The organism is uncultured Rothia sp., from assembly GCF_963555405.1.
GTDB lineage: Bacteria > Actinomycetota > Actinomycetes > Actinomycetales > Micrococcaceae > Rothia.
This window is the reverse complement of the sequence record NZ_CAUVVO010000010.1, coordinates 49,685-74,588: the sequence shown is the minus strand read 5'-3', so window position 1 is coordinate 74,588 and position 24,904 is coordinate 49,685. Positions and strand designations below refer to the sequence as shown.

At 61.2% G+C, this 24,904-nt stretch carries 21 protein-coding genes; 5 read left to right on the top strand and 16 right to left on the bottom strand.

Annotated features, from left to right (window positions below):
* Window positions 1-25 precede the first annotated feature (25 nt).
* Window positions 26-1,354: an FUSC family protein gene (locus RWL87_RS07355; RefSeq protein ID WP_313969418.1), complete on the top strand. Its 1,329-nt coding sequence runs from the start codon at window positions 26-28 to the stop codon at window positions 1,352-1,354.
* A 140-nt stretch (window positions 1,355-1,494) separates the two neighbouring features.
* On the opposite strand, the gene radA is transcribed toward RWL87_RS07355, so the two are convergent.
* A complete protein-coding gene (gene radA / locus RWL87_RS07350) occupies window positions 1,495-2,943 on the bottom strand; it encodes a DNA repair protein RadA (RefSeq protein WP_313969417.1) in 1,449 nt (482 codons plus the stop codon).
* Window positions 2,944-3,151: 208 nt separating this feature from the next.
* Here radA and disA point away from each other — a divergent pair, with 208 nt between their 5' ends.
* Window positions 3,152-4,228 (top strand): DNA integrity scanning diadenylate cyclase DisA, encoded by a 1,077-nt coding sequence (gene disA / locus RWL87_RS07345; protein WP_303980984.1) that lies wholly within the window; start codon window positions 3,152-3,154, stop codon window positions 4,226-4,228.
* A gap of 140 nt (window positions 4,229-4,368) precedes the next feature.
* A complete protein-coding gene (locus tag RWL87_RS07340) occupies window positions 4,369-4,593 on the top strand; it encodes a phosphoglycerol transferase (protein ID WP_313969416.1) in 225 nt (74 codons plus the stop codon).
* Between the two features lie 92 nt (window positions 4,594-4,685).
* Here RWL87_RS07340 and RWL87_RS07335 read toward each other — a convergent pair whose 3' ends face one another.
* The gene (locus tag RWL87_RS07335; protein WP_313969415.1) at window positions 4,686-5,495 is read right to left on the bottom strand and encodes a hypothetical protein; all 810 of its coding nucleotides are present in this window, start codon (window positions 5,493-5,495) and stop codon (window positions 4,686-4,688) included.
* A gap of 93 nt (window positions 5,496-5,588) precedes the next feature.
* Between RWL87_RS07335 and RWL87_RS07330 the strand changes: the two genes are divergently transcribed.
* Window positions 5,589-6,629, top strand: coding sequence for an A/G-specific adenine glycosylase (locus tag RWL87_RS07330; RefSeq protein ID WP_313969414.1), 1,041 nt, complete (start codon window positions 5,589-5,591; stop codon window positions 6,627-6,629).
* A gap of 123 nt (window positions 6,630-6,752) precedes the next feature.
* Here the strand turns inward: RWL87_RS07330 and RWL87_RS07325 are convergent, their stop codons facing one another.
* The 11 genes from RWL87_RS07325 to folP all read right to left on the bottom strand — a co-directional run bounded on the left by RWL87_RS07325 (window position 6,753) and on the right by folP (window position 20,217).
* The gene (locus RWL87_RS07325) at window positions 6,753-9,323 is read right to left on the bottom strand and encodes an ATP-dependent Clp protease ATP-binding subunit (RefSeq protein ID WP_313969413.1); all 2,571 of its coding nucleotides are present in this window, start codon (window positions 9,321-9,323) and stop codon (window positions 6,753-6,755) included.
* Between the two features lie 951 nt (window positions 9,324-10,274).
* Window positions 10,275-10,628: an Lsr2 family protein gene (locus RWL87_RS07320; protein ID WP_005504366.1), complete on the bottom strand. Its 354-nt coding sequence runs from the start codon at window positions 10,626-10,628 to the stop codon at window positions 10,275-10,277.
* Window positions 10,629-11,312: 684 nt separating this feature from the next.
* Complete coding sequence (lysS, locus tag RWL87_RS07315) at window positions 11,313-12,896, bottom strand: lysine--tRNA ligase (protein WP_080974860.1); 1,584 nt, start codon at window positions 12,894-12,896, stop codon at window positions 11,313-11,315.
* 52 nt (window positions 12,897-12,948) lie between these two features.
* Window positions 12,949-13,896, bottom strand: coding sequence for a pantoate--beta-alanine ligase (gene panC, locus RWL87_RS07310; protein WP_313969412.1), 948 nt, complete (start codon window positions 13,894-13,896; stop codon window positions 12,949-12,951).
* Entirely contained in the window at window positions 13,893-14,855 is a 963-nt protein-coding gene (locus RWL87_RS07305) for a DUF2520 domain-containing protein (RefSeq protein WP_313969411.1), read from the bottom strand. The genes panC and RWL87_RS07305 overlap by 4 nt, the downstream gene beginning before the upstream one ends.
* A 128-nt stretch (window positions 14,856-14,983) precedes the next feature.
* Window positions 14,984-16,885 (bottom strand): PH domain-containing protein, encoded by a 1,902-nt coding sequence (locus tag RWL87_RS07300; protein WP_313969410.1) that lies wholly within the window; start codon window positions 16,883-16,885, stop codon window positions 14,984-14,986.
* Window positions 16,885-17,634, bottom strand: coding sequence for a PH domain-containing protein (locus RWL87_RS07295; protein WP_313969409.1), 750 nt, complete (start codon window positions 17,632-17,634; stop codon window positions 16,885-16,887). Before RWL87_RS07295 ends, RWL87_RS07300 begins: the two co-directional genes overlap by 1 nt.
* Complete coding sequence (locus RWL87_RS07290) at window positions 17,621-18,139, bottom strand: DUF3180 domain-containing protein (RefSeq protein WP_313969408.1); 519 nt, start codon at window positions 18,137-18,139, stop codon at window positions 17,621-17,623. The genes RWL87_RS07295 and RWL87_RS07290 overlap by 14 nt, the downstream gene beginning before the upstream one ends.
* A 45-nt stretch (window positions 18,140-18,184) precedes the next feature.
* Complete coding sequence (folK, locus tag RWL87_RS07285; RefSeq protein WP_313969407.1) at window positions 18,185-18,781, bottom strand: 2-amino-4-hydroxy-6-hydroxymethyldihydropteridine diphosphokinase; 597 nt, start codon at window positions 18,779-18,781, stop codon at window positions 18,185-18,187.
* Complete coding sequence (folB, locus tag RWL87_RS07280; protein WP_313969406.1) at window positions 18,781-19,194, bottom strand: dihydroneopterin aldolase; 414 nt, start codon at window positions 19,192-19,194, stop codon at window positions 18,781-18,783. Before folB ends, folK begins: the two co-directional genes overlap by 1 nt.
* 72 nt (window positions 19,195-19,266) lie before the next feature.
* On the bottom strand, window positions 19,267-20,217 hold the full coding sequence (folP, locus tag RWL87_RS07275) for a dihydropteroate synthase (RefSeq protein ID WP_313969405.1): 951 nt from the start codon (window positions 20,215-20,217) through the stop codon (window positions 19,267-19,269).
* Window positions 20,218-20,374: 157 nt separating this feature from the next.
* Between folP and RWL87_RS07270 the strand changes: the two genes are divergently transcribed.
* Window positions 20,375-20,581: a hypothetical protein gene (locus RWL87_RS07270; protein ID WP_294627161.1), complete on the top strand. Its 207-nt coding sequence runs from the start codon at window positions 20,375-20,377 to the stop codon at window positions 20,579-20,581.
* 161 nt (window positions 20,582-20,742) lie between these two features.
* Here the strand turns inward: RWL87_RS07270 and RWL87_RS07265 are convergent, their stop codons facing one another.
* The 3 genes from RWL87_RS07265 to ftsH all read right to left on the bottom strand — a co-directional run bounded on the left by RWL87_RS07265 (window position 20,743) and on the right by ftsH (window position 24,764).
* Entirely contained in the window at window positions 20,743-21,651 is a 909-nt protein-coding gene (locus RWL87_RS07265) for an Abi family protein (protein WP_313969404.1), read from the bottom strand.
* 313 nt (window positions 21,652-21,964) lie between these two features.
* The gene (gene folE, locus RWL87_RS07260; RefSeq protein WP_049340467.1) at window positions 21,965-22,549 is read right to left on the bottom strand and encodes a GTP cyclohydrolase I FolE; all 585 of its coding nucleotides are present in this window, start codon (window positions 22,547-22,549) and stop codon (window positions 21,965-21,967) included.
* Window positions 22,536-24,764 carry an ATP-dependent zinc metalloprotease FtsH gene (ftsH, locus tag RWL87_RS07255; protein ID WP_313969403.1) on the bottom strand — a complete coding sequence of 743 codons (2,229 nt, stop codon included), beginning with the start codon at window positions 24,762-24,764 and terminating at the stop codon, window positions 22,536-22,538. Before ftsH ends, folE begins: the two co-directional genes overlap by 14 nt.
* Window positions 24,765-24,904: the final 140 nt, after the last annotated feature.

The following is a 24,904-nucleotide window of genomic DNA, read 5'->3' as shown; positions in this document are numbered from 1 at the left end:
CCTTGTGCACCGCATGTGCGCCGGTATGATGGTGCCCATGGCACGATTCGCAGACATTCTACGCACTACTGAACAGAACACCCGACAGTTCGTCCGTGAGGGTATTCACCGAGTCCGAGCAGACTTCTTTCAGTCTGTGCAGATTGTTGCGGCGTCTATGGGCGCTTGGCTTTTCGCTGAGCGAGTCCTGGGCCACCACGAGCCCATTTTTGCGCCGGTCGCTGCCCTCGTATCCCTCGGCTATGTAAGCGGTGCTAAGCATTCCCGCCGAATCCTTGAGGTCTCCTTCGGCGTGACCCTCGGCATTCTCATTGGCGACCTTCTGCTGATCCTGCTCGGTCACGGTACCTGGCAGGCGGCAGTGGTGCTTTTCTTGACCGTGATTATTGCCCGCTTCATTGATAAGGGCATTATTTTTACGATTCAGCTCAGCTTCCAGGCCTGTTTCACGTTGCTGCTGCCCGTACCTGACGATGCGTTCACCCGCAGTTTCGACGGCATTGTCGGTGGCGCCTTCGCGTTCCTCGCCATGTACCTGATGCCGCGCGACCCGCGTAAGAACCCGCGTGCCCGCGCGCAGGCTCTCATGGATGCGTTCGCGAAGGTTTTCCAGCTCTCCTCCGAGGCAATCCGCTACTACGATTACAACAAGGCGTACCAGAGCCTGCTCGATGCGCGCGCCCTGCAGCCGCTCTACGATGCATGCCGCGGTGACCTGATTACCGCGCAGGGCATGAGCGAGCTGTCCTGGAATAGCCGCAAGAGCAAGGGCGAGCTGGCGCGCATGGCGAAGACCCTCGCCGCGGTGGATTTGGCGATTCGTAACGACCGCGTGCTCAACCGCCGCATGGCGTCCACGATTCACCACGTGCAGTTGCGTACTGCCGCGCAGCTTTCACTCAGTGACGCGCTAAACGAGCTGTCGCTGGCGGCGCAGAGCCTCGGCCTGGGCATGTCTGCCCCGACGGAAGGCGAACGCGAGCACTACATGATGGAGGCACGCGAGCGCATGATCAAGCTTGCCGGCACCCTCGAGCCGCGCACCATGGGCGTGGCGACCTTTGAGGGCGAGTCGCTGGTGCTGATGCTCCGTCTGATTGTGGTCGACTTTTTGGAGGCGACCGGCATGTCCCACAAGGACGCCGTGGCGGTTCTCGTGCCCCTCGGCGAGGCGGTCACGAAGCATGCACCGCGCACCTCGGCAATCCCGATTGTCGACGCTGACATGGACGACTCCACGGTGGTTGACGACGTGACCGATAGCGCGGTGAACACCCACCACACGAACAAGCTCAACACCCGCTCGATCAACATTATGTTGCACGAGAATGAGGAGGAGAGCCGCTCCTCCTAGCGGACTTCTAGCGGGGTTATAGCTCGGCTCTAGCGGGGTCAGCGGCAACCACCAAGACGCAGCGGAGGGGCTCCCGGCGGCATTCATGCCAGCCGGGAGTCCCCTCCGCTGCTATCTCTATGCTGTTGATGCGCGGGCGGCTACTTCTGCGGGAAGAGCAGCGCCAGCGCCTCACCCAGGGTGGTTACCTCACGCACGGTCACGCCCTCGGGCACGTCCCCCACGCCGGTCGGGGAGGCGGGCACCAGCACGTGTGTGAAGCCCAGGCGGCCCACCTCCGCGATGCGCTGGCGGATGCCCGGCACGGCGCGCACCTCACCCGCCAGACCGACCTCGCCGAAGACCGCGAGCTTGCGCGGTAGCGGCTTATTTTGCGCCGCCGAGGCAAGCGCCATGACGCACGCCAGATCGGCGGCAGGCTCGGCAATTTTCGCGCCACCCACCGTGGAGACGTAGCAGTCGAGTTTGCCCACGTTCAGCCCGGCGCGGCGCTGCAGCACCGCCAACAGCATCTGAATACGCGCCGAATCCAGACCGGAAACGGTACGGCGAGGTGCCGGTGCCACCGCCTGATCCAGTAGCGCCTGCACCTCGGCGAGCAGGGGTCGGCGGCCCTCCATCGTGACGGTCACGCAGGTGCCCGCCACCGGGTGCGGGGTACTCGAAACAAACATGCCGGAGGGGTCCAGCACGGGTGCGATACCGTCCTCGTGCATGTCGAAGCAGCCCACCTCGTCGGTGGGGCCGAAGCGGTTCTTAATCGCGCGCAGCATGCGGATATTCGAGTGCTTATCGCCCTCAAACTGGCAGACCACATCCACCAGGTGCTCGAGCAGACGCGGGCCCGCGATGGTGCCTTCTTTGGTCACGTGGCCCACGAGCAGGGTGCACATATTGCGTTCCTTCGCCGCGGCAATCACGGAGGCGGCGACCTCCCGCACCTGGGTCACACCACCCGCGCTGCCCTCAACTTCTGCGGAGGCGAGGGTCTGCACCGAGTCAATGACCAACAGGGAAGGGTTGACCTGCTCGATGTGCGCCAGGGCGGTGCCGAGGTCGGTTTCGCTGGTCAGGTAGAGGGTCTGCGCGATGGCGCCGATGCGGTCGGCGCGGAGCTTGACCTGCGCGGCAGATTCCTCGCCGGTAATGTACAGCACCGGGCGCGGCGGCTGGAGTGCGCTATTCTGCGCCGGGTTGTTCTGCACGCCCTGTCGCCCCGCAATTCCGGCGGTGCCGCGGGCGAAGGTGGCGGCAACATCCAGCAGCAGGGTGGACTTACCCACGCCGGGTTCGCCCGCCATGAGGATGACCGCGCCGGGTACGAGTCCGCCGCCGAGCACGCGGTCAAATTCGGGGTTTCCGGTGCTCATGTAGGCGGCGACGCGCGAGTCGACTTCTGCGATGGGCTGGGCGGGTTTCTGCACGCTGGATGCGGCGCGGGTGCGCGCGCGGGTGCCCCCAGCGGCTTCTTCGACGGTGCCCCAGGTTTGGCATTCGCCGCAGCGGCCTACCCATTTGGCGGTGGTCCAGCCACATTCGGTGCAGCGGTAGGCGGGGGCGGTTTTGGTGTTTTTCGTGCGCGCGGTCATGGGTCTATTTTAGGGTCTGGGGCAATATGGTGCGCAGTGTTTGGTCACGGCGAAATGGGATGCCACAGAACGCATTTTTACTCTTAAACGCAGATAGTTTAGCCCGGTGCACTCCCGTATAAATATCGAGAATATCCGTTCGTTTTTGAGGCACTTTAGCCCGCCGTTCCGCCCCTGACCTGGCTCAATAACCGCCCTTACGGGTACAATGGTTTTCGTGCAGATGAATTATAGTGACCTATTGCTTAAAACTATTGCCCGAATCGCCCCCGGCACCGAGCTCCGCGAGGGCCTGGAACGCATCATGCGTGGCCGTACGGGCGCGCTCATCGTACTCGGATCCGACCGCACCGTATCCTCCTTGTCATCGGGCGGTTTCAACATCGACACTGAGTTCTCAGCAACCCGCCTGCGCGAGCTGGCGAAGATGGATGGCGCTATCATCTGCGACCGCGACGCCACCCGCCTGTTGCACGCCGGCGTGCAGCTCATGCCGGACGCCTCCATTGAAACGAACGAGTCCGGCACCCGCCACCGCACCGCCGAGCGCACCGCAATTCAGACCGGTTTCCCGGTGATTTCGGTGAGCGCGTCGATGTCCGTGATTTCGGTATACGTTGACGGCACCCGCTACATGGTTGAGGACAGCCAGTACCTCATGGCTCGCGCAAACCAGGCGATTCAGACCCTTGAAAGCTATAAGAAGCGTCTGCGTTCGGTGCTCTCCAACCTCTCCTCCCAGGAGATTGAGTCGAACGTTTCCCTGAGCGACGTGGCGATGACCCTGCAGCGCATGGAGATGGTGAACCGCATTATCCGCGAGGTCAGCCACTACGTGCTGGAGCTCGGCGTGCACGGCCGCCTGATCGCCCTGCAGCTGGAGGAGCTGCGCGCCCCCGAGATGACCGCCAGCGACCTGATTCTACGCGACTACCTGCCCGAGGTGAACGACGAGCTGATTACCGCCGGCGTTGAGGCGCTGCAGAACCTGGACGATATGGACATCGTGGATCTGCGCACGATTGCCCGCACCGTCGGCTTTGGTGAGAACCCCGACCTGGAGCTACCCCTGCAGCCTCGCGGTTTCCGTCTGCTCGCCGGTATTCCGAGCATTCCGAACGCTATTTCTGAGCGTCTGGTGGAGCGCTTTGGTAGCCTGCAGGCTCTCATGGCGGCGTCCCTTGAGGACCTGCGCGCCGTGGATGGTGTGGGTGAGGCTCGTGCCCGCACGGTGCGTGAGCAGCTGTCCCGCATGGCGGAGAGTAGCCTGGAGAAGTACCTCTAAGAAGACCTATACGAAAGCCCTCGCGCCGGAAGAATATCCAGCACGGGGGGCTTTTTTCTGACCTCGCGAGAACCTTTTGCATTATGATGTAGTGACAGTGAAGCTTACCCTTCACACCTTGACGCCCCAAGGAGGTCACAATGTCGTACTCACACACCAAACGCCCCGTCCCGTTCTTCGTGTGGGCGTCCCCCATCCTGTTCCTGATTTACCTGCCGCTGCTGTGGTTCAAGGTCATCCCCAATTCCTTTGAGGTGACCGACCTGTCCACCCTGCTGCTGGCGGCGTTACAGTGGACCGCATTCGGTAGCCTGCTCGGGTACCTGGGCGAGCGCCGCTTCGCCAAGCCTCGCGCCTCCAAGTAATAACCAGATAAAAGCTAAAGCCCCCGCGCCGGAAAGTATCCAGCACGGGGGCTTTTGCGTGCCCATTCACGGGCGAAAACTATAGACGTGAACTACTGAATGATGAAGTTCACCGGAGCCGAGCTCACACCATTCACCGTGGCGGTCGCCCAGTAAGAACCCTTCTGAGCGGTCGAAGCGGAAGAGCAACCCAGGACGTTGATCTTACGGTCCCACGCCAGGTCGGTTGCCGCCTCGGCACCTGCGGCTACCTCAGCCTTCTGAACGGCGGTCGCCGCGCACAGGCTGCGGGTGTACACCTGAGCCGCACCGGAGGTGATGTTCAGGTCCACGCCGGTGTTCGCGCCCTCGCCACCCACAGCGCAGGGGGTCTTCGAGGAGTTCGTGTAAGTCACGTGGAAGGACACCTGCTCACCGGCTGCGAAGGTGCGCTTCGTGGGGGTGACGGTCACCTTCAGGTCGTTCGCGGTACATGCAGCAACAGCAGCCGCAGTGGTCACGCTCGGAGTCGGTGCGGGAGCAGCCGGGGTTGCCGCGGGGGTGGTTGCCGCAGGGGTTGCAGCCGCGGTGGTCACGCTTGCGGTGGGTGCCGCAGATGCGGTCACCGAGGGAGTTGCCGAAGCAGTTGCGGTAGCCGACGCAGACGCGGTCGCAGAGGCAGTCGCACTAGCGGACGGGGTCGCCGAAGCAGTTTCGGAGGGGCGAGCACTGAAGCTCTGGAAGGGCGCACCGGAAGCCGTCGCAGTGGAGGCTACAGTGGCGTCCTTCTTGCCGTTAATCATGCCGACCATGGAGGTCACGCCGGCGACCAGCAGCAGAATGACAGCGAGCAGAGCAATGACCGCCACGATACGACGACGGCGGTACACTTCGGGAGGCAGAACGGGACCATTTTCAGACATACCCTTAAGGATACCGGGTTTAACCCTGAGAATCACAGTGAACCCCGTTCATGCGGTTTTGGGAATATATGCCCCGTGGCGTAGGCTTTTCGGATGACCACAGAAGCATCCACCCCCACACAGCACCTCCCCGAAGGCACCCACGTTGAGGCGCTCCACCAGCGCATTAACCAATGGTTTCTGGACCAGGCACGAGACCTTCCCTGGCGCCGCGACGAGTGCACCCCCTGGGGTGTGATGGTCAGCGAGTTCATGCTGCAGCAAACCCCCGTCAAGCGCGTCCTACCCGTGTGGGAGGAGTGGATGCGCCGCTGGCCCACCCCCGCCGACCTTGCCGCCGAGCCCGCCTCGGAGGCGGTGCGCGCCTGGGGTCGCCTGGGTTACCCGCGCCGCGCGCAGCGTCTGCACGGTGCCGCTGTGGCGATTGTGGAGCAGCACGGCGGTGAGGTTCCCGCCGACTATGAGGCACTGCTGGCTCTGCCGGGCGTGGGTTCCTACACGGCGGCTGCGATTAGCGTGTTCGCGTTCGGTCTGCGCGCCACCGTGATTGATACGAATATCCGCCGCGTGCACGCGCGCGCTGTCTCCGGCAAGGCGCTACCCTCCCGCTCGTTGACCGCGGCTGAGACTCGCCTGGCGGAAGCGCTCATGCCCGCCGACACCCCCACCTCCTGCCTGTGGAATGCAGCGACCATGGAACTTGGTGCGCTGGTCTGCACGGCGAAGTCCCCGAGCTGTCAGCTGTGCCCGGTGGAGGATCTGTGCGCCTGGGTTGCGGCGGGCAAGCCGGAGGCTGACTACACCCCCAAGGGTCAGAGCTGGCACGGCACGGACCGTCAGGTGCGCGGCGCGGTGATGGCGGTGCTGCGGGCGGCGCATGAGCCGGTGGAGCGCGACCTCATCCTGGGTGCAGGTGTGACCTCGGCTGGCGAGGCGACCTCTTCACCCGCTGCGGCTTCTTCGCCTGACCTGGCTTTCCCCGCGGACGCACCCGCAGCGGTGCATCGCCCGCTCAAGGCGCTGTATGCGCTCTCCCCCGCCGCCGAGCAGCTGCAGCGCTGCTATGCGGGGCTGCTGGCGGACTCTCTCGCCCGCGAAGTCACCCAGGGCGATACAGTGCTCGTCTCGCTCTAGTACCCGCCGCAGAGAGGCTCCTAGAGGCTCCTAAAAGTATAGAAATGCCTGAGGGGCGGTACCGGAAGATTACCGGTACCGCCCCTCAGGTGTTTAGTACGCTAAAACTTAGCTATTGAGAGCCTAGTCGTTGCCCTGACCCTCAGCGGCAGGTGCCTCAGCTGCGGGAGCCTCGGAAGACTCACCCTCGTTCAGCTCCTGCACTGAATCCAGAGCCAACTCCTTCATCGGCTGCGAGGAGAAGACGAACTTCGCGGAGTCGCCCTCACCCTCAACATCCACGGTGATCTTCTCACCGGGCTTGATGTCGCCGAAGAGGATCTTCTCAGACAGGGCGTCCTCAATGTTGCGCTGCATCTCGCGGCGCAGAGGACGAGCACCCATGGACGGGTCGTAACCCTTAGCCGCCATGAGAACCTTCGCAGCGTTGGTCAGCTCGATGGACATATCCTGCTCCGCCAGGCGCTTAGCCAGGCGACCCACGAACAGGTCCACAATCTGCAGAATCTCAGACTCGGAGAGCTGCGGGAAGACGATAATGTCGTCCACACGGTTCAGGAACTCGGGGCGGAAGTGCTCCTTGAGGTTCTCCATCACGCGTGCCTGCATGCGCTCGTAGTCGGCTGCGGTGTCATCCATCGCCTGGAAACCAACCGGGATGCGGCGGTTCACGTCACGCGAACCCAGGTTGGTGGTCATGATGATGACGGTGTTCTTGAAGTCCACCACGCGACCCTGCGAGTCGGTCAGGCGACCGTCTTCCAGGATCTGCAGCAGCGAGTTGAACAGGTCGGCGTGAGCCTTCTCCACCTCGTCGAACAGGACCACGGAGAAGGGCTTGCGGCGGACCTTCTCGGTCAGCTGGCCGCCCTCATCGTAGCCAACGTAGCCGGGAGGCGCACCGAACAGACGGGAGACGGTGTGCTTCTCCTGGTACTCGGACATGTCCAGGGTGATGAGCGAATCCTCATCGCCGAACAGGAACTCCGCCAGAGCCTTAGCGAGCTCGGTCTTACCCACACCGGTCGGGCCGGCGAAGATGAACGAACCACCGGGGCGGCGCGGGTCCTTCAGACCTGCACGAGTACGGCGAATAGCGCGGGACAGCGCCGCAATAGCGTGCTCCTGGCCGATGACGCGCTTGTGGAGCTCCTGCTCCATGGTCAGCAGGCGGGTCGACTCTTCCTCGGTGATCTTGTAGACCGGAACACCGGTGGAAGCAGCCAGAACCTCAGAAATAACCTCGGGGGTCACGGTGCCGAATGCATCGCCGCCTTCGCGCCATGCCTTCTCGGCTTCTTCCTTCTCAGCCAGGACCTTCTGCTCCTGATCACGCAGGCCTGCGGCCTTCTCGTAATCCTGGGAGTTGATGGCGTCTTCCTTCTGCTGGCGCAGCTTGGCTGCCTTCTCGTCGAGCAGCTTGATTTCCGGGGGTGCGGTCATGCGCTTGATGCGCAGGCGTGCGCCCGCCTCGTCAATCAGGTCGACAGCCTTATCCGGCAGGAAGCGGTCGGAGATGTAGCGTGCCGCGAGGTTCACGGCGGTCTCAATCGCCTCGTCGGTGATGGTGACGCGGTGGTGTGCCTCGTACTTGTCGCGCACACCCTTGAGGATCTGTACGGCGAGCTCCTGGGAGGGCTCCTCAACCTGAATCGGCTGGAAGCGGCGCTCCAGTGCGGCGTCCTTCTCGATGTGCTTGCGGTACTCGTCCAGGGTGGTTGCACCGATGGTCTGCAGTTCGCCTCGAGCCAGCATGGGCTTGAGGATGGAAGCAGCATCAATCGCGCCCTCTGCGGCACCCGCACCGACAAGGGTGTGGATCTCGTCAATGAACAGAATGATGTCGCCGCGGGAGCGGATTTCCTTCAGGACCTTCTTCAGGCGCTCTTCGAAGTCACCGCGGTAACGGGAACCCGCGACCAGGGAGCCGAGGTCCAGGGTGTACAGGTGCTTGTCCTTGAGGGTCTCGGGGACGTCACCGTGCACGATAGCCTGTGCCAGGCCCTCCACGACGGCGGTCTTACCGACGCCGGGCTCACCAATCAGCACGGGGTTGTTCTTGGTACGGCGGGAGAGGACCTGCATAACGCGTTCCATCTCCTTGTGGCGACCAATAACCGGGTCCAGCTCGCCCTCACGTGCAGCGGCGGTGAGGTTGCGGCCGAACTGATCCAGGATGGTCGAACCCGCGGGAGTGCCTTCGCGAGAGTTACCTGCACCCACGCCGGCGGTTTCCTTCTCACCGGAGTTGTTGCCGGGGTAGCCGGAAATCAGGTCCATGACAGCCTGGCGCACGGCGGCAGGCTCAGCGCCCAGCTTGACCAGCACCTGGTTTGCCACGCCCTCGTTCGCACGCACCATACCGAGCAGGATGTGCTCGGTACCGATGTAGCCGTGGTTGAGCTGAATAGCCTCGCGCATGGACAGTTCGAGAACCTTCTTCGCGCGGGGGGTGAAGGGGATATGACCGTTCGGGGCCTGGGGGCCGGGGCCGACGATGTCCTGAACCTGTTCACGTACTGCGTTCAGGGTAACGCCCAATGATTCCAGGGCGCGAGCACCGATGCCTTCGCCCTCGTGAATCAGACCGAGCAGCAGGTGTTCGGTACCGATGTAGTTGTGGTTGAGCATGCGTGCCTCTTCCTGGGCAAGCACCACAACGCGCCGAGCTCGATCGGTAAAGCGTTCAAACATTTACGCACTCCTTGCATTTTCCTATTGATACAAGAGTACGTTGAGCTGCGGGTTTATGCCCCGCGTGTGGGCGCCTGTTCGCCATCAAGAGAACAGATGAGCTGTTCGGGGCGTTTTAGGCGCGGTTTCGGGCGCCCAGGAGGGGGTTCCGCGGGATCTTGGGGAGGTTCCAAGGAGTAGCTCCCACAGGTGAGGGAGAGGCCGGACAGCAGATGCGGAGGCTCTGCAAGTGGGCTCTGAGGGGCGGTAGCGCCGATACGAAGGCGTCCGGGAGAGCAGAACGCACAAGAAGCCACACAGACCCACACTGGAACCCCTAGTTTTCTGCACGCGCGTGAATATATTGCAGAAATTTTTAAAAATTTATATGTTTGCGTGAGAAATTTCAATAATTCGCAAAAATATATACGGCTCGATTATTGGCAGAATATTTCCACATAATTCCCAGGCAATCCGCAACAGAATTTCCGCTGATAATCATCGTGGTATCGGGGGAAGTATCAGAGGAAATCTCCACGACAGCGCACGGGTGGCGCACTTATTATTTTCGGCTCTATTCAGGGTAGACCCCACACCCCACACAGGGGGAATATCTCGACGAATAACAACAGCATCAAAGAGATTAATGCGCCAACACCTTTAGTGTTCCTGCCGATGCATGAAATCTAAATGAACACAGATTCCGAATGCGTACTATGCCCCTGCGTTCAACCAATACCCTTCTCGGTATTGCACCGATTGCCCCATCAACCAGCCCCATATATTTTACGCGTAAATAGTTAATTGGAATTAGCCATAAAACATCCGCCCCATTCAGATATGCAGAACATACAACACATACAAGAGGGCAAAACAAAAGGCGGACGGTGATAACACCGTCCGCCCTAAGCACCCGGAGGTTTAGAACCTTAAAGAACCAACCCCTCCGGCTACACGCAATGCGTAGAACCCTTAGTCCTGAGCCTTCATTGCTTCGTAGTATGCGTCCTGAATATCCTGGTGGATGCGGCCGCGGTCAGAGACCTTGTGGCCGTTAGCCTTAGCCCACTCGCGGATTGCTGCGGTCTCGGGGTTACGCTTGACCGGAGCAGCGGTGCCGCGGGGTGCACGGGTGCGCTGGGTAGCGGTACCCTGCACGCGGCGGGACTTTGCCACGAAGGGGCGGATAGCGTCACGCAGGCGAGCTGCGTTAGCGGAGGACAGGTCGATCTCGTAGTGAGCGCCGTCCAGGCCGAAACGGATGGTTTCGTCTGCGGGGCCGCCGTCGAGATCGTCTTCAAGGATGATGCGAACCTTCTGTGCCATTGAGGCACCTCCTCATCTGTTGCATATATCCTGTGGATAAACCCAAAAGCCTCTATCGGAGATTGAGAAAATAGTGTGCCGGATATATTTATGTACTAATTTTCTTTCACATAATAACAGAAATATATTAAAGATTCCGAAAACTTCCTGAATATTGAAACAATGCGCTGATCGCCCTGAGCGATATATCCATTCCGTTCACCTCCGTTAAATCCACACTCGTCCCGCACACATTAATGCGCAGTTTAGAGTGCAAATACTTTGGATTCCTCCGGCACACACTATGGGGACAATATCGAACAATGCACAACACGGCACCACCAACAATCCCCAGGAATTACATCACCCGCACGGGCACCCACAATACGCCATTCACTCCAGGCATTCCTAGGCTATTCAAAAGCGAAATTCTGGCCCTATCCCAACAGCTCATTCTTTTCTATGCAACACATTCGTGTATAAGAACAGAAACCCCCGCCAGAACGAATAGAGCAGCATAAATCAGCACCAGAATAGAGCAAAAAAGCACCGAAAAAAGCCCCTGACCTGTGCAAATAAACAGAAAATCCCACCTCGGGAGCTATACACCGTGCAAAAGAGTGCACGCAAAAACGGCGGGTGCCGCAGATACAACCGTATCCGCGGCACCCGCCGCATTATCACCTCTCAAGGTGAAGCTAAAGCTTAGGCTTCCGGCTTCATCAGGGGGAAGAGAATAGTCTCACGAATACCGGGCTGACGCACCACAGTACCCGGACGCTCCGGATCCTGGTCGCCCGCCAGCAGCATAATCAGACGGTCAATGCCCAGACCCAGGCCACCCATCGGAGGTGCACCGTGCTCCAGGGCGCGCAGGAAGTCCTCATCCAGCTCCATCGCCTCATCGTCACCGGCAGCAGCCAGCAACGACTGAGCGGTCAGACGCTCACGCTGAATGACCGGATCAATCAGCTCGGAGAACGCGGTACCACGCTCCATACCGCCAATAATCAGGTCCCACGCCTCAATCAGAGGTTCACCGGAACGGTGCGGACGAGCCAGCGGCTGAGCGCTCGGCGGGTAATCGTACACGAAGGTCGGGTTCACCAGGGTCGGCTCAACAATCTCACCGAAGAGCTCGGTCACCAGCTTCTCAGCGTCCCACTTCGGGTCGATATCAACCTCGTGCTTCTCAGCAATCTCACGCAGAACGGAAGCGTCAGTCTCGGGGGTGATCTCAACGCCCACAGCCTCAGACAGACCCGGGTACACGCCAACCCACTTCCACTCACCGAACAGGTCAATGGTGCCGTTCTCGGTCTCAATACGCTCGGTACCAACAGCCTTCGCGCAGCTCTGGATAATCTCCTTCATGCGCTCAGCCATCACGAACTGGTCTGCGTAGGTCTCGTAGCACTCCAGGGTGGTGAACTCGGGGCTGTGGGTCGAGTCCACACCCTCGTTACGGAACACGCGACCAATCTCGTACACGCGCTCAATACCACCAACCACTGCACGCTTGAGCGGCAGCTCGGTCGCAATACGCATGGTCATCGGCTGGTCGAAAGCATTCAGGTGGGTGCGGAACGGGCGAGCAGTCGCGCCACCGTGCACCAGCTGCAGAACGGGGGTCTCAACCTCAATGTAGCCGTGATCCTCCAGCACGCGGCGGACGGTGCGGGTAATCAGGGCGCGCTTCTTCACCAGCTCGCGAGCCTCCTCGCGAACCATCAGGTCCAGGTAACGCTGGCGAACGCGGGTTTCCTCGTTCAGGTCCTTGTGCAGAACCGGCATGGGGCGAAGAGCCTTCGACGCCATCTTCCAGTCGGTCACCATAATGGACAGCTCACCGCGGCGAGAAACAATTACGCGGCCGGTCACGAACACGTGGTCGCCCAGGTCAACCAGGGACTTCCACTCAGCCAGGGACTCCTCGCCAACCTCAGCCAGCGAAAGCATCGCCTGGATGCGCTTACCCTCGGTACCACCCTGCAGGGTCGCGAAGCACAGCTTACCGGTGTTACGGACGAACACCACGCGGCCACCAACATGCACCACACGGTCAGTCTCGTCGCCAGCCTTCAGCTCCTCAGCAGCCAGCTTCGGATCGTACTCGGCGCGCAGATCCTCAATGTGGTTGGGCTCCACGCGGTTACCCTCAGAATCCAGCAGACCCACCGGGTATGCCTCGCGACCCGACTCGATCAGCTTCGCACGCTTCTCCAGGCGAATCTGCATCTGCTCGGACATATCAGCAATCGCCGGTGCGGCAGTGTGCTCAGTGCTCACAGTGATACCTATCTGTGTAGTGTGTTGGGGACTCTTCTAAACGCGCAAACGCTTAGCGCAGGTCCATGTTGTCAATCAGGCGGGTCGGGCCAACGAACGCGGCAACCAGTGCCAGCACTCGCTCCGACTCCTCAGTCGGCTCACCGAAAGTCATCGGGTCGACCAGTTCCAGGTAGTCAAGGCGCACACCCGGAGTGGAGTTGATACGCTCACGCGCACCCTCCAAATCAATCTCGTGGAAGCCACGGTTCAGCGAATTCTCACGCAGCATCGCCAGGGTGCGGGACAGCACCAGGGCAGACTCGCGCTCCTCATCCGACAGGTAGCCGTTACGCGAAGACAGCGCCAGGCCATTATCGTCGCGCACAATCGCCACCGGACGCATGGTCACGTCGTGGTTAAAGTCGTGAACCATACGCTGGATCAGGATGTACTGCTGAGCGTCCTTCTGACCGAAGTACGCATTCACCGGGTGGTTACCCGCAGCGGGGCGAATAATGTTGAAGAACTTATTCACCACGGTCAGCACACCGTCAAAGTGGCCGGGGCGGGTCGCACCCTCAAACTTGGTGCCCAGCTCGCCGCTCGAAATGCGAATCAGCGGGTCACCGTCGGGGTACATTTCCTCCACCGAGGGGGCGAAAATGACGCTCACGCCGGCGGCACCAGCCAGGGCAGCGTCAGCCTCCAGGGTGCGCGGGTACGCCTCGTAATCCTCGCCGGGGCCAAACTGCAGCGGGTTCACGAAAATGGAGGCGACCACTACATCATTCTGTTCAGCGGCGCGACGCAACAGGGTTGCGTGGCCGTCGTGCAGGGCGCCCATGGTGGGCACGTAGCCCAGGGATGCGTTCTGGTACTGAACTGCGGTGCCGTTCTGCTCCGCCTCCTGGCGGGCTGCCCGGTCCAGTTCCTCCTGCGCTGCGGCAAGAGATTCGGTGATTGCCGTGCGGAACTCCGCAATGGTGGTCACGACTCGGGGCTTCGAAGTCTCAGTCATGACGAGAACTCCTTGTTTTCGGGGGCTGAATCATCAATATCGCCGGGGTGGTTGCGGTCCGAAGACTCACCCAGCAGATCCTCAATTCGTCCCAGTTGTTCATCGTTTAACAAACCTCTATTATGCGCTCTTTTTGCGGTTGCGTGTGCCAGAGCGGCATAAGAGTCTGTAATATCACCTGTTTTCTCATGCTCTGAGTACTCTTTCAGAGCATGCAGATGAGCCTTCACGGTACCGGAATCTCCGCGTGCCACGGGCCCGGTCAGAGCCCCCTCACCGCTGGCGAGCGCATTGTCCACGGCGGCTCGAACGAGCGGCCCCATGTAGCGTGCCGGGTCCTCAATACCGATGGAGGCAAGCATCTGCTGGGACTGACCCAGGATGGTCACGAGGTGGTTCGCGGCGTGCGCCAGGGCTGCGTGGTAGAGCGCCCGGTCCGCCTCAGCAACGTGCACGGGTTCGCCGCCCATCTCCACCACGAGTGCCTGCGCAATCGGGATGAAAGGCGCCGGACCAGTCACGGCGAAGCAGGTGCCGTTCAGGCGCTGCAGGTCCACGGACATGCCGGTGAAGGTCATGGCGGGGTGAATCGCCAAACCGATAGCGCCCAGCGCGGTCGCCGGTGCGAGAACCTCGGTGCCGTGGCGGCCGGAGGTGTGCACCAGAATCTGACCGGCGGTAATACTTCCCGAGGAGGCCAGGTAGGTGATCAGACCCGGCAGCTCATCATCGGGAACCGCAAGAATCAGCAATTCACTACGTTCGGCAATCTGCTCCACCGACAGCAGCGGCACATCGGGAAGCAGCATCGCGGCGCGCTCCTGAGAAGCCTCAGACACCGCGTGAACACCCACAATAGTGTGCTCGCAGGCGCGCAAAGCCGCGCCGAGGACGGCGCCAACCCTCCCGGCGGAAATAATTCCAATACCCAAACGCGCAGGTTTTGAATGCTGTATCACGGCTTTAAGTATATTCTCCCTTTCACGCAGGCCCTGCCGCCGGTGTCACGAAGAGCACCGACGGCAGGATGCGTTCTGCAGTTTTGCTAGTTGTCTGGCTGAGCTGGCGGGTTAGCTGAGCTGGCAGGTTAGCTGAGGGGGCGCCCGCTCAGTACCGACTCAGGTACGCGGTAGTAGGGCTCAATACCCTCCAGGCGAACCGTCATCAGCCACACCAAGTCCTCACAGACACGCGGCGGCAGGTGCATCATGAGGGTGCGCACCGGGCCGGGTACCGTACCGAAATGCACGCTCGCGCATCCGAAGGCACGCTGCAACGGGCCCTGGCCCCAGCTCACGCTCAGCACACGGCTGACCGGCACAATCGACAGCGTGCGGATAAAGTAGCCGCCACGAATCAGCAGCAGGTCGCCCTGCGTATGCTCGCCAACGCTCGCCCGCGCGGCATCCGAATCAATGCGGGTGGTCGCCTGCACCGAACCGGCAGTGTAACCGACCGTGGTCACGCCGTTACGCTTCCAGGTGAGCAGGTCCATCCATCGCGCCGACGAGGGCGTCACAATCATTGCCGGAACCTGCGGCTGCTGACTCTTCAGCGAACCGTCGGCGGTATCCAGCAGCACCTGCGCCTGCACCTCATCCAGGGCGGGCAGCAGCAGACGCAGCGCCATCAGCGTCTCCTGCCTGTTACCAACCGGCAGGGCAACATTGCGGGTCACCAGCTTCTGGTTGTCGTTCTGCTCAACACCAATACCGGCAATGGTCATCTTGATGCGGTACCAGCCGAACACACGCCACAGAATGGACTGCTCCACCGCCAGCGCCTGAATACGCTCAACCATCACGTTCTGAGTGTGAGTGCCGGTGAAACCGTACCGCAGGGTCACCCCGCCCTGACCGCTCGGGGTGATTTTGAAGTTCGCGGCACCATCAAAACGTGCCCACAACGTACCCAAGTAACCGAGCAGCGGTACGAAGGTGCCGGGTAGCAACGCCATGAAAATCAGGAACGGGTTCTCGCCGCTTATCACCGCAGCGAAGACGGCCGCACCCAGCATGAGGCTCACGACGGGCACCAGCCACACCAGATGCTCCAGCATGATGGAGGCAACCAGACGCACATTCGAGATACGGAAAATCGGCGGCTGCGAGGGGTCAGCCGCGACCGGCATCGGCATGCGAGCGCCACGGCGGGATGCAACGGGCTGCTGAGTACCGGGGCGCTGGGGTGCAGACTGCTCGGGTGCGAACTGGCCGGGTGCGAGCTGCTGGGCGCCCTGCTGAGGCGCCACCAGCTGAGTGCCGTCCTGTACGGTACCGTCCTGCAGAGGCGCACCATAGGACGCCTCGTAAGATGCCTCAAACGGCTGGTGCAGCTGATCCGCATCCGGCATGCGCTCCGCCGAAATCTGCATGCTGTCGGGCAGCACATCGACCGGGCGACCAGCAGCCTCCGAACGCAGCAGGTTGATACTCGCCATCGCGGTGCGGCGCAGAACCTCCGCCTTGCGGGCAGAAACGTACTTGATGTGCAGCGCCTCCGAAGAGCCGTCAGCCACCTCAAAACGAAGCTCTGACAGACCCAGCAGACGCGCCACCAGAGGACGCGAAATGTCCACGCTCTGCACGCTCTCCAGACGGATCGTGCGGTTCTTCTTGAACAGAAAACCGCTACGGCGGTGAATCGCCAAATCGTCCAGGCTGTAGCGGGTAAACCACCAATCAATCGAGCCGCCAACCAGAATCAGCAGGAGCACGCCGAAGCCGATGAGCTGCGAGTACGTCGCGCTGAAATAGCTGCTGTTCTCGTCGAATGCCTGCGTCAGGCGCGCGCCCCACTCGTTCGGCGGGGTGGTCAGAATATTCAGGATGATGCTCTGGAAGAAGCCGAACGCCAGCAGAATAATGAACCAGAGGTTCATGATGAACGTGCGGATATCGGCACGCCACCACTTCTGCTCCTGCGGCATCTGGGAGGCAGGAGGCTGCGGTGCCTGCGGCGCGGGGTTGACCGGATTCGGGGTACTCATTAGAGTGCCGCCATTCGCTCATCGGCGCGGCGCACCAGATCCGCGCGCAACTCCTCCGCCACGTTCAGCGGAATACCGAACAGCACCATCGTGCCGGTGGTCGTACCCGCCGTGCGCACCGTCAGGCGGGCAACACCGCACATGCGCTCCAGCGGACCCGAATCCACATCAACATACTGGATGCGACCGTACGGCATGGAGCTCATCGAACGGAACACGATACCGCGGCGAGCCATTAGATGATTCGACTCCAGCGCGTAGCCGAGCGCGCGAGTACGGCGCGGCGTGGTCAGAATCCACCACAGACCCCACAGGCCAAACACCGCGACCACCACCAGACCGACGATGCGTAGCGCCTCCGGGCCGCCGAAGAACGCACCCGCACAATACAGGGCAACACCCGCAAGAATCGGGAACGCCAGGGCAGAAATAGTGTGAACAAAACGAACCGTCAGGTAGCCGGAGGCGGCGGGCACCCACTGCGGCTCCGGCACGGCTTGCGCGGAAACCGGCTGAGAAGACACTGGCTGCGGCGCGTTCGGGTACGCGGCAGCGGGCGGAACCTGCTGTCCATACTGCGCCTGCTGGTCATACTGGGCACCAGGCTGACCGTAAGCCGCCTGCTGGTGCTGCCCGTACTGGTTCTGCTGAGCAGGCTGACCCTGGCCGTACTGACCATACTGACCCTGTTGGGCGTCCTGCCCGTACTGGCCATTCGGCGAATAACTATTCTGGTTAGGAGCCGACATAGGTTCCTCCCTCTCGCGGCTTGACAGCACCGGAAGAGGAGGCCGCATCCTCATCATCCTCCGGCGGAATACGACAACAATGCTGAGCCCACAGGCCAGCAATCAGCAGGGCAACACTGCCCACACAATTAACGAGAACCTCCCAAAAGAGCACCGAAAAACCGCGCGTCGACACCATCGCCAGATGGTAGCCAAGAATCGCAGCGCACCAGCCCGTCAACAGGGCACCGGTCATGATGGAACCCTGCGCATACGCCACCGCACGCGCCGCAAGAATCGGGCCCATATGCGGCACCTTCTCACGCGTCTGAATACGACGATAACGAGCCACCTGCACACCCAGCCACACGGCACCCGCCGCAACCAGCAGGCACACCGCGCCGAGCATCCACGAAAAATTCAGCTCACCAAAACCGGCGCCAATCATCACGGAATTCACCATAAGAGCGGCAGCGGCACCGCACACAGCCGCCACAATAATCGCCCGATAACTCAGGGGCTTCATGGTGTTTCCTTTCGGTAGGTTCTTCTACCTTCCAGAGTGCCACATTTAAGGCTGATCAGGTACCTTCATCTCACGCATATAGCTGATAGCGTCTTCATCCGCCCCAACCAGCGTGCGGGACAGCTCCGCAACGTTCACGACCTCGCGGCTCAGCGGCGCAGGAACCTCATCCGGCCGCTCCCCCGAAGGCTCCGCACGCCGGGTCACCGTCAGGTACGCCTGCGGGTCCATCTGCGCCCACGGCACCAGCACAAAAGCACGCTCCTGCGCCCGCGGATGCGGCAAAGTCAGCACCGGATCCTCAGAGATCACGCCGTCATAGTCAATCACGTCAATATCGAGGGTGCGCGGGCCCCAACGCACCAGGCGCTCACGGTGATGCGCCGCCTCCACCGCATTACACAGTTTCAGCAGTTCGTAGGCGCCCAGGTCAGTGGTCACCTCAATGACCGCGTTCACGAAATCCGGCTGACCCGCCGGGCCACCCACCGGGGCGGTACGGTACAACCCGGAGGCGCGCACCAGTTGCACGCCACCGGCCACCAGGTCGGCGACGGCGCGCTCCAGGGTGTCTTCGCTTTCGCCCAGGTTCGAGCCCAACGCCAACACCGCGCGGTGCGCATATTCTGCCGTACCCGCCACTAGCGGCCGTCCTCAGCGGTACGCTCAGTAACACGCTCGCGGAACACGCTCACCGCAACGTTACCGAACGGCAGCTCAATCGGCGCCTGCGGCTTCGACACGGTAATCTCCACCGCCTCCACCAGCTCAAACATGGCGAGAATGCCCTCGGCAATATTCACGGCAAGGGTCTCAATCAGGTCCAGCGAACCGTTCGTCACGTGGCGGTGAATCAGGTCCACCACAAGCGCGTAGTTCGTGGTCTTCGTCAGGTCATCAGTAGCGGCCGCGGCGGAAAAATCGCTGTACAGGGTCGCGTCCACGACGAAGGGCTGGCCGTCGCGCTTCTCAAAGTCGAGCACGCCGTGGTAGCCCCTGGCGGTAATGCCGGTGAGGGTGATGCGGTCGTGGCGTGCGTAGTCTGCCTGGGTCATTGGGGGTCTCCTAGAAAGTATTCGGGTAGTTGGCGGTTGCGGGCGGGGTTGGTGGTTCTAGCTGACAGAACCTTAACTGACAGAACGCAGCGCGGAGGCGACCGTCACCGCATCCACGCTGGCGGGTACGTCGTGCACGCGCACCGCCCACACGCCGCGCGCCGCCACCAGGGCGGTCACCGCCGCCGAAGCTGCCGCACGGTGCTGAGCCGGGCGCGGTTCTGACAGCGACTGCCACAGCTCGCGTTCTGCCTCGCCCGCCTCGGTTGCGGTGAAGCCGCTCGCGTTCAGGCGCTCACCCAGCGCCATATCCGCCGCGGTCAGGGCGTTGGCAATAAAACGCTTGCGGGAGCCGGCAATGAGCAGGCGGTGCCCCAGGCCCTGTAGCTCATCAATGGCGGCGAGCAGCTCCCAATCCTGCACGCCACCCTTGGCGAAGCCCAGGCCGGGGTCAAGAATCAGGTTCTGCGGCAGTACGCCGGCGGCCAGCAGGCGCTCGCGTAGGCCGGTCAGCTCCTCCACAACCTCGGTGACCACGCCGCGCGGGTACTCCGCCAGGCTGTCCATGGTCTGGGAGGTGCCGCGGGCGTGCATGAGAATGTACGGCACCTGCAGTTCGGCGGCGGTTTCAATCATTTCATCGCTCACGTTCAGACCGGACACATCGTTGATGATGTGCGCACCGGCGGCGATGGCGGCGCGGGCGGTCTTCGGGTTCATGGTGTCCACGCTGATGGTGGTGCCCATCTGGGCGACTGCCTCGATGACGGGCAGGATGCGGCGCTGCTCCTCCTCCACGCTGATGCGCACGGCACCGGGGCCGGTGGACTCACCGCCAATGTCGATAATGGAGGCGCCCTCGGCGATCATGCGGGCGGCGCGGGCGATGGCGTCGGTGGCGGCATAGTGCTGGCCGCCGTCGCTGAAGGAGTCGGGGGTGACGTTGAGGATGCCCATGACGAGGGTGCGTTCGGCGGCGAGCGCGTCGCAGGGCAGGGGGGCTACACGGGTGGATTCGGTCATGGTTTTAATCGTACCGAATCTGCCGGATGACACAGCGCGCCATATTTGCATATGGCATACCGATTTAGGGGTATCCTGGGAGGGTATGCTCTGCCTGCGTCACAGCGGTGTGGGTTGGGCACCTCATACACATACATACTCTAGGAAGTGACTCATCGTGAATATGAAGACCGGCGCTTGGATTCTGTCCCTGGTGGCTCTTGCTGCGCTTGTGACCATTGTGCTTGCTGAAGGCGCCCCCGCGGTCCGCTGGATTGCTTTCGGCACCGCAACCGGTTGCGGCTTTATTGCCGTGGGCTTGATCGTGACGCTTGCCCTGGGTTGGGATGATCCGAGTGAGGCGAAGGGCCGCCTGCAGCGTTAGTGGTGGGGCTCTTCTAGCTTCTGCGGTACGGCGTTATCGGCGCCGCCACAGCCGCAGAAGGGATCCGGCTCAGAACACACTCTCGGAGCACTTTGGCGATGCTAAAAGGGGCGGAGGTTTTCACCTCCGCCCCTTTCAGCGTGTCTATAATCTGTGAGATTTTAGCTCCACAAACGGGTTTCTTCCCAACCTTGGGGTATGCCCATAGCCCGCGGTACATCAACTCCAGGAACGGAAATATTAGGACGTTCCTTCAGAATCTGCGTCAGAGATTCCGTATCCCCAATTCCACCCTGATCCATCAGATATTTGAGGAGAGTGAGCATTCCGAAAGTCTTACGCATTTTATGGTTCTCTTCACGTTGAGGAACCCCGAATAGGTCAATAACCTCACGGATTTCAGGGCTCTCAACTCTTCTACCGGATGTTGCCCTCGGTAGAAGAACTTTGGAATGCACCCTGTTATACAGTCGTGCCTGATGTGCGCAGATATTCCGAATCCCTCTCAACGAACGTATCCAGCTTCCAAGCTGCGGATCGGTACAGTTCATATCCTGCGCTATCTGACGGCGAACTCGTCGCGGAGAAATCATATATAGAGTCTGTAAGGCTCCCAAATCTAGAACCTCTACCAGCACCCAAACAGGGACTTTACCATCGTATTGTTCTATGTGATGTACAGCGAAATCTTCCTTAGAACGCTGAAGAGAGTCACCACAAATCCGAACAAACTTATTCCAGATTTCTCTCCTTGCAGGAGCTACATCTAGTAGATTTTCCTTCTCGTGAATTAGCGGGTCAATCTCTCCCAGTAAATACCCCAGCCTAGCTCGTAGGTACACTTCAAGCTGGGATAAATGCGGAAGTGCAATAGAACGCAAACGCCGGTCGTACTCATAAAGAGCTACAACGTCGTCAAAACGTACCCCTTCTCTAAACTGGTCAACCGGGGTAGTCTCTCCAGAGGCATCACGCTCAGTCTGGCGTAGGGCATGCCAATATCCGCTAAGACGGTAGTAATTAACCTTGGCGAGGGATTCAATCGCTTCTTCACGATTTTCTATCGCCATCCCTCGCCCTTCGAGTATGGCTAGTTGCTCACCGTAGCTTTTAAAATCTTTAACTTCCCGCACCGTAACAAGACCCGAATCTACTGAAGATAAAAAGAAGACCGGTCCTGTACTCCTTCAGAATTCTCAATCATTCATCAGGCAGTGGTGCCGGTTCTAGTAGTAACAACTTTACAATCACTAATGCCCTTTACGCAAGGGCACTCGTCATACTACCCAACAAATGCGCTACACAGCGCAGGGGCACAGCGCAGGGGGCAGGATTCCTTAGAATCCTGCCCCCTGTCGCATAGCTATATGCTCATTCCGATGCTTAGCGCTGCGAGAAGATCAGGCTCATCGCCTCCGCACGGGTTGCGCCGTTCATCAGCGCACCGCGCACCGCGCTGGTCACGGTCTTCGCGCCCGGCTTACGCACACCGCGCATCGACATGCACATGTGCTCAGCCTCAATCACCACAATCGCGCCACGCGGGTTCAGGTGCTCCTCCAGAGCCTCCACCACCTGCGTAGTCAGACGCTCCTGCACCTGCGGGCGGCGAGCGTACAGATCCACCACGCGGGCGAGCTTGCTCAGACCGGTCACCTTACCGTCCGGGCCCGGAATGTAACCCACATGCGCCACACCGTGGAACGGCACCAGGTGGTGCTCACAGGTCGAGTAGAACGGGATGTCCTTCACCAGCACCATCTCAGAGTGGGCGATGTCGAAGGTCGTACCCAGAATCTCGCCGGCATCCTGGTGCAGGCCCGAGAAGAACTCCGCGTAGGCGCGTGCCACACGTGCCGGGGTCTGCTGCAGACCGTCACGGTCCGGGTCCTCACCGATTGCGAGCAGAATCTCACGGACGGCAGCCTCAATACGCGGCTGGTCGACGGCGTTCTTAACCTCGCTCATTCTCTGCTCCATTCTGGTTCGGGGTGCTGTTCTCCGGGCGCTGCGCCGGAGGGGCGGGGTAGTTCGGGTACTGCTGGGTGGGCATTGCGACGGTCGGGTCGGCGTCCGGGTCGGTGAGGGGCGCCTGAGGCGGCAACGGCTGCGTAGGTGCTATCGGAACCTGCTGCGCGGGTGCAGCCGGTGCTACCGGAACAGTAGGTGCCGTAGCAGGAGCTGCCGGCGCCTCGGCAGGTGCTTCCTCAGCCTTCTGCGCCTCCTGAGCCAGCTCGCTCGGTGCCTTTACCGGCGGGATGTCGGTACGCTCGCGGGTCGGCTTGGAGTACCAGTGCTCACGCTCGGGGCGCTTGCGAACATCCTTGAAGATTTCGGCAATCTCGTTTTCGAGCAGGGTTTCCTTCTCGAGCAGGGCGAACGCCAGGCGGTCCAGAATATCGCGGTTTTCCAGCAGAATCTGGAACGCCTCATCGTGTGCCTGCTCCAGCAGGGCGCGGATCTCAGCGTCAACCTTTGCCGCGGTCGCGTCGGAGTAGTTGCGTGCCGAAGCGCCGCCGCCACCGAGGAACGGTTCGGTGTCTTCGCCGCCAAGCTTGACGGAACCAATCACAGCGCTCATGCCGTAGTCGGTAACCATCTTGCGGGCGGTGTCGGTTGCCTTCTGAATGTCGTTAGACGCACCGGTGGACGGGTCGTGGAAGACGATTTCCTCAGCCGCACGGCCACCCATCGCGTACGCCATCTGGTCAAGCAGTTCATGGCGGGTCGTGGAGTACTTATCGTCCTGCGGCATGACCATGGTGTAACCCAGGGCGCGACCACGCGGAAGAATCGTAATCTTGGTGACCGGCGCGGAGTTACGCAGTGCCGCCGCGACCAGGGCGTGACCGCCCTCGTGGTATGCGGTGACCTTACGCTCGTGCTCGTTCATGATGCGCGAGGAACGCTGCGGACCAGCCATGACGCGGTCGATTGCCTCGTCGATAGCGCGGTCGTCAATCACGTTGCCGTTATCGCGGGCGGTCAGCAGAGCCGCCTCGTTCATGACGTTCGCCAGGTCAGCACCGGTGAAGCCGGGGGTGCGCTTAGCAACCTGAGCCAGGTCAACGGTGTTAGCGATTGGCTTGCCTGCGGCGTGAACGCGCAGGATGTGTTCGCGGCCCTGCATGTCGGGGGCGTCCACACCAATCTGACGGTCAAAACGGCCGGGACGCAGCAGCGCCGGGTCCAGAACGTCGGGTCGGTTCGTTGCAGCAATGACGATGACGTTCGAGTTGCCGTCGAAGCCGTCCATCTCAACCAGCAGCTGGTTCAGGGTCTGCTCACGCTCGTCATTACCGCCGCCCATGCCGACGCCGCGGCGGCGGCCAACAGCGTCAATCTCGTCGACGAAGACGATGGCGGCGGGGTCGCTCTTCGCTTCCTTGAACAGGTCGCGCACGCGGGACGCACCCACACCCACGAACATTTCAACGAAGTCAGAGCCAGAAATCGAGTAGAACGGCACGCCAGCCTCGCCCGCCACAGCCTTGGCGAGCAGGGTCTTACCGGTGCCGGGAGGACCGTACAGCAGAACGCCCTTGGGGATCTTGGCACCCAGGCGGGTGAACTTTTCGGGTTCAGCCAGGAACTCGCGGACTTCTTCCAGCTCGGCGAGCGCCTCGTCCACACCGGCGACGTCGCTGAAGCGGACTTCTGGCTTGTCCTTGGTGAATTTCTTCGCACGGGACTTGGAGAAGCTCATGACGGAGGAGCCGCCTCCGACTCGTCCCATCAGGAACCAGAAGAGCGCACCAAAGATCAGAATCGGCAGGAGCAGGGACACCAGGGAGCCCAGGAAGCTGTGCTCAACCGGCTGGTCCGTGTAGCTTTCCAGCTCGGCGGATTCCATTGCCTTAGCAACTTCGTCGCCGCGGGGCTGCACGTAGTAGAAGCGCACCGACTTACCGTAGTTGTCGTTGCCCTTCTTGTAGTCGTCCTTAAGCTGCAGCTCGACGCGCTGGTCGCCGTCGTAGATCTTTGCGCTCTTGACCTGGTGGTCGTTGAGCAGCTGAAGACCCACGTTGGTGTCCACCTGACGCGAGGGCTGAGTGAAGAAGGAGGCCATGAGGAAAGCCAGCATGATTACGAGAGCTGCACCCGGCCAGAACCAGGGGCCGTTAATCAGCTTCTTCAGGAAGCCCTCCGAGCCTTTCTGCGGAGTATTGGGGGTTTGCGCCAATGCTTTGTCCTTACGTTGCGGCTGTAACCCGTCGGGGGTTGCGGCATGCCAGCCGGAACACCCAACGATGCAACCTTAAATGTACCCTACCCCGGCGGGCGGCTAGGTACCGGGCTTCTCTATTTCACCTGCGGGCTAAA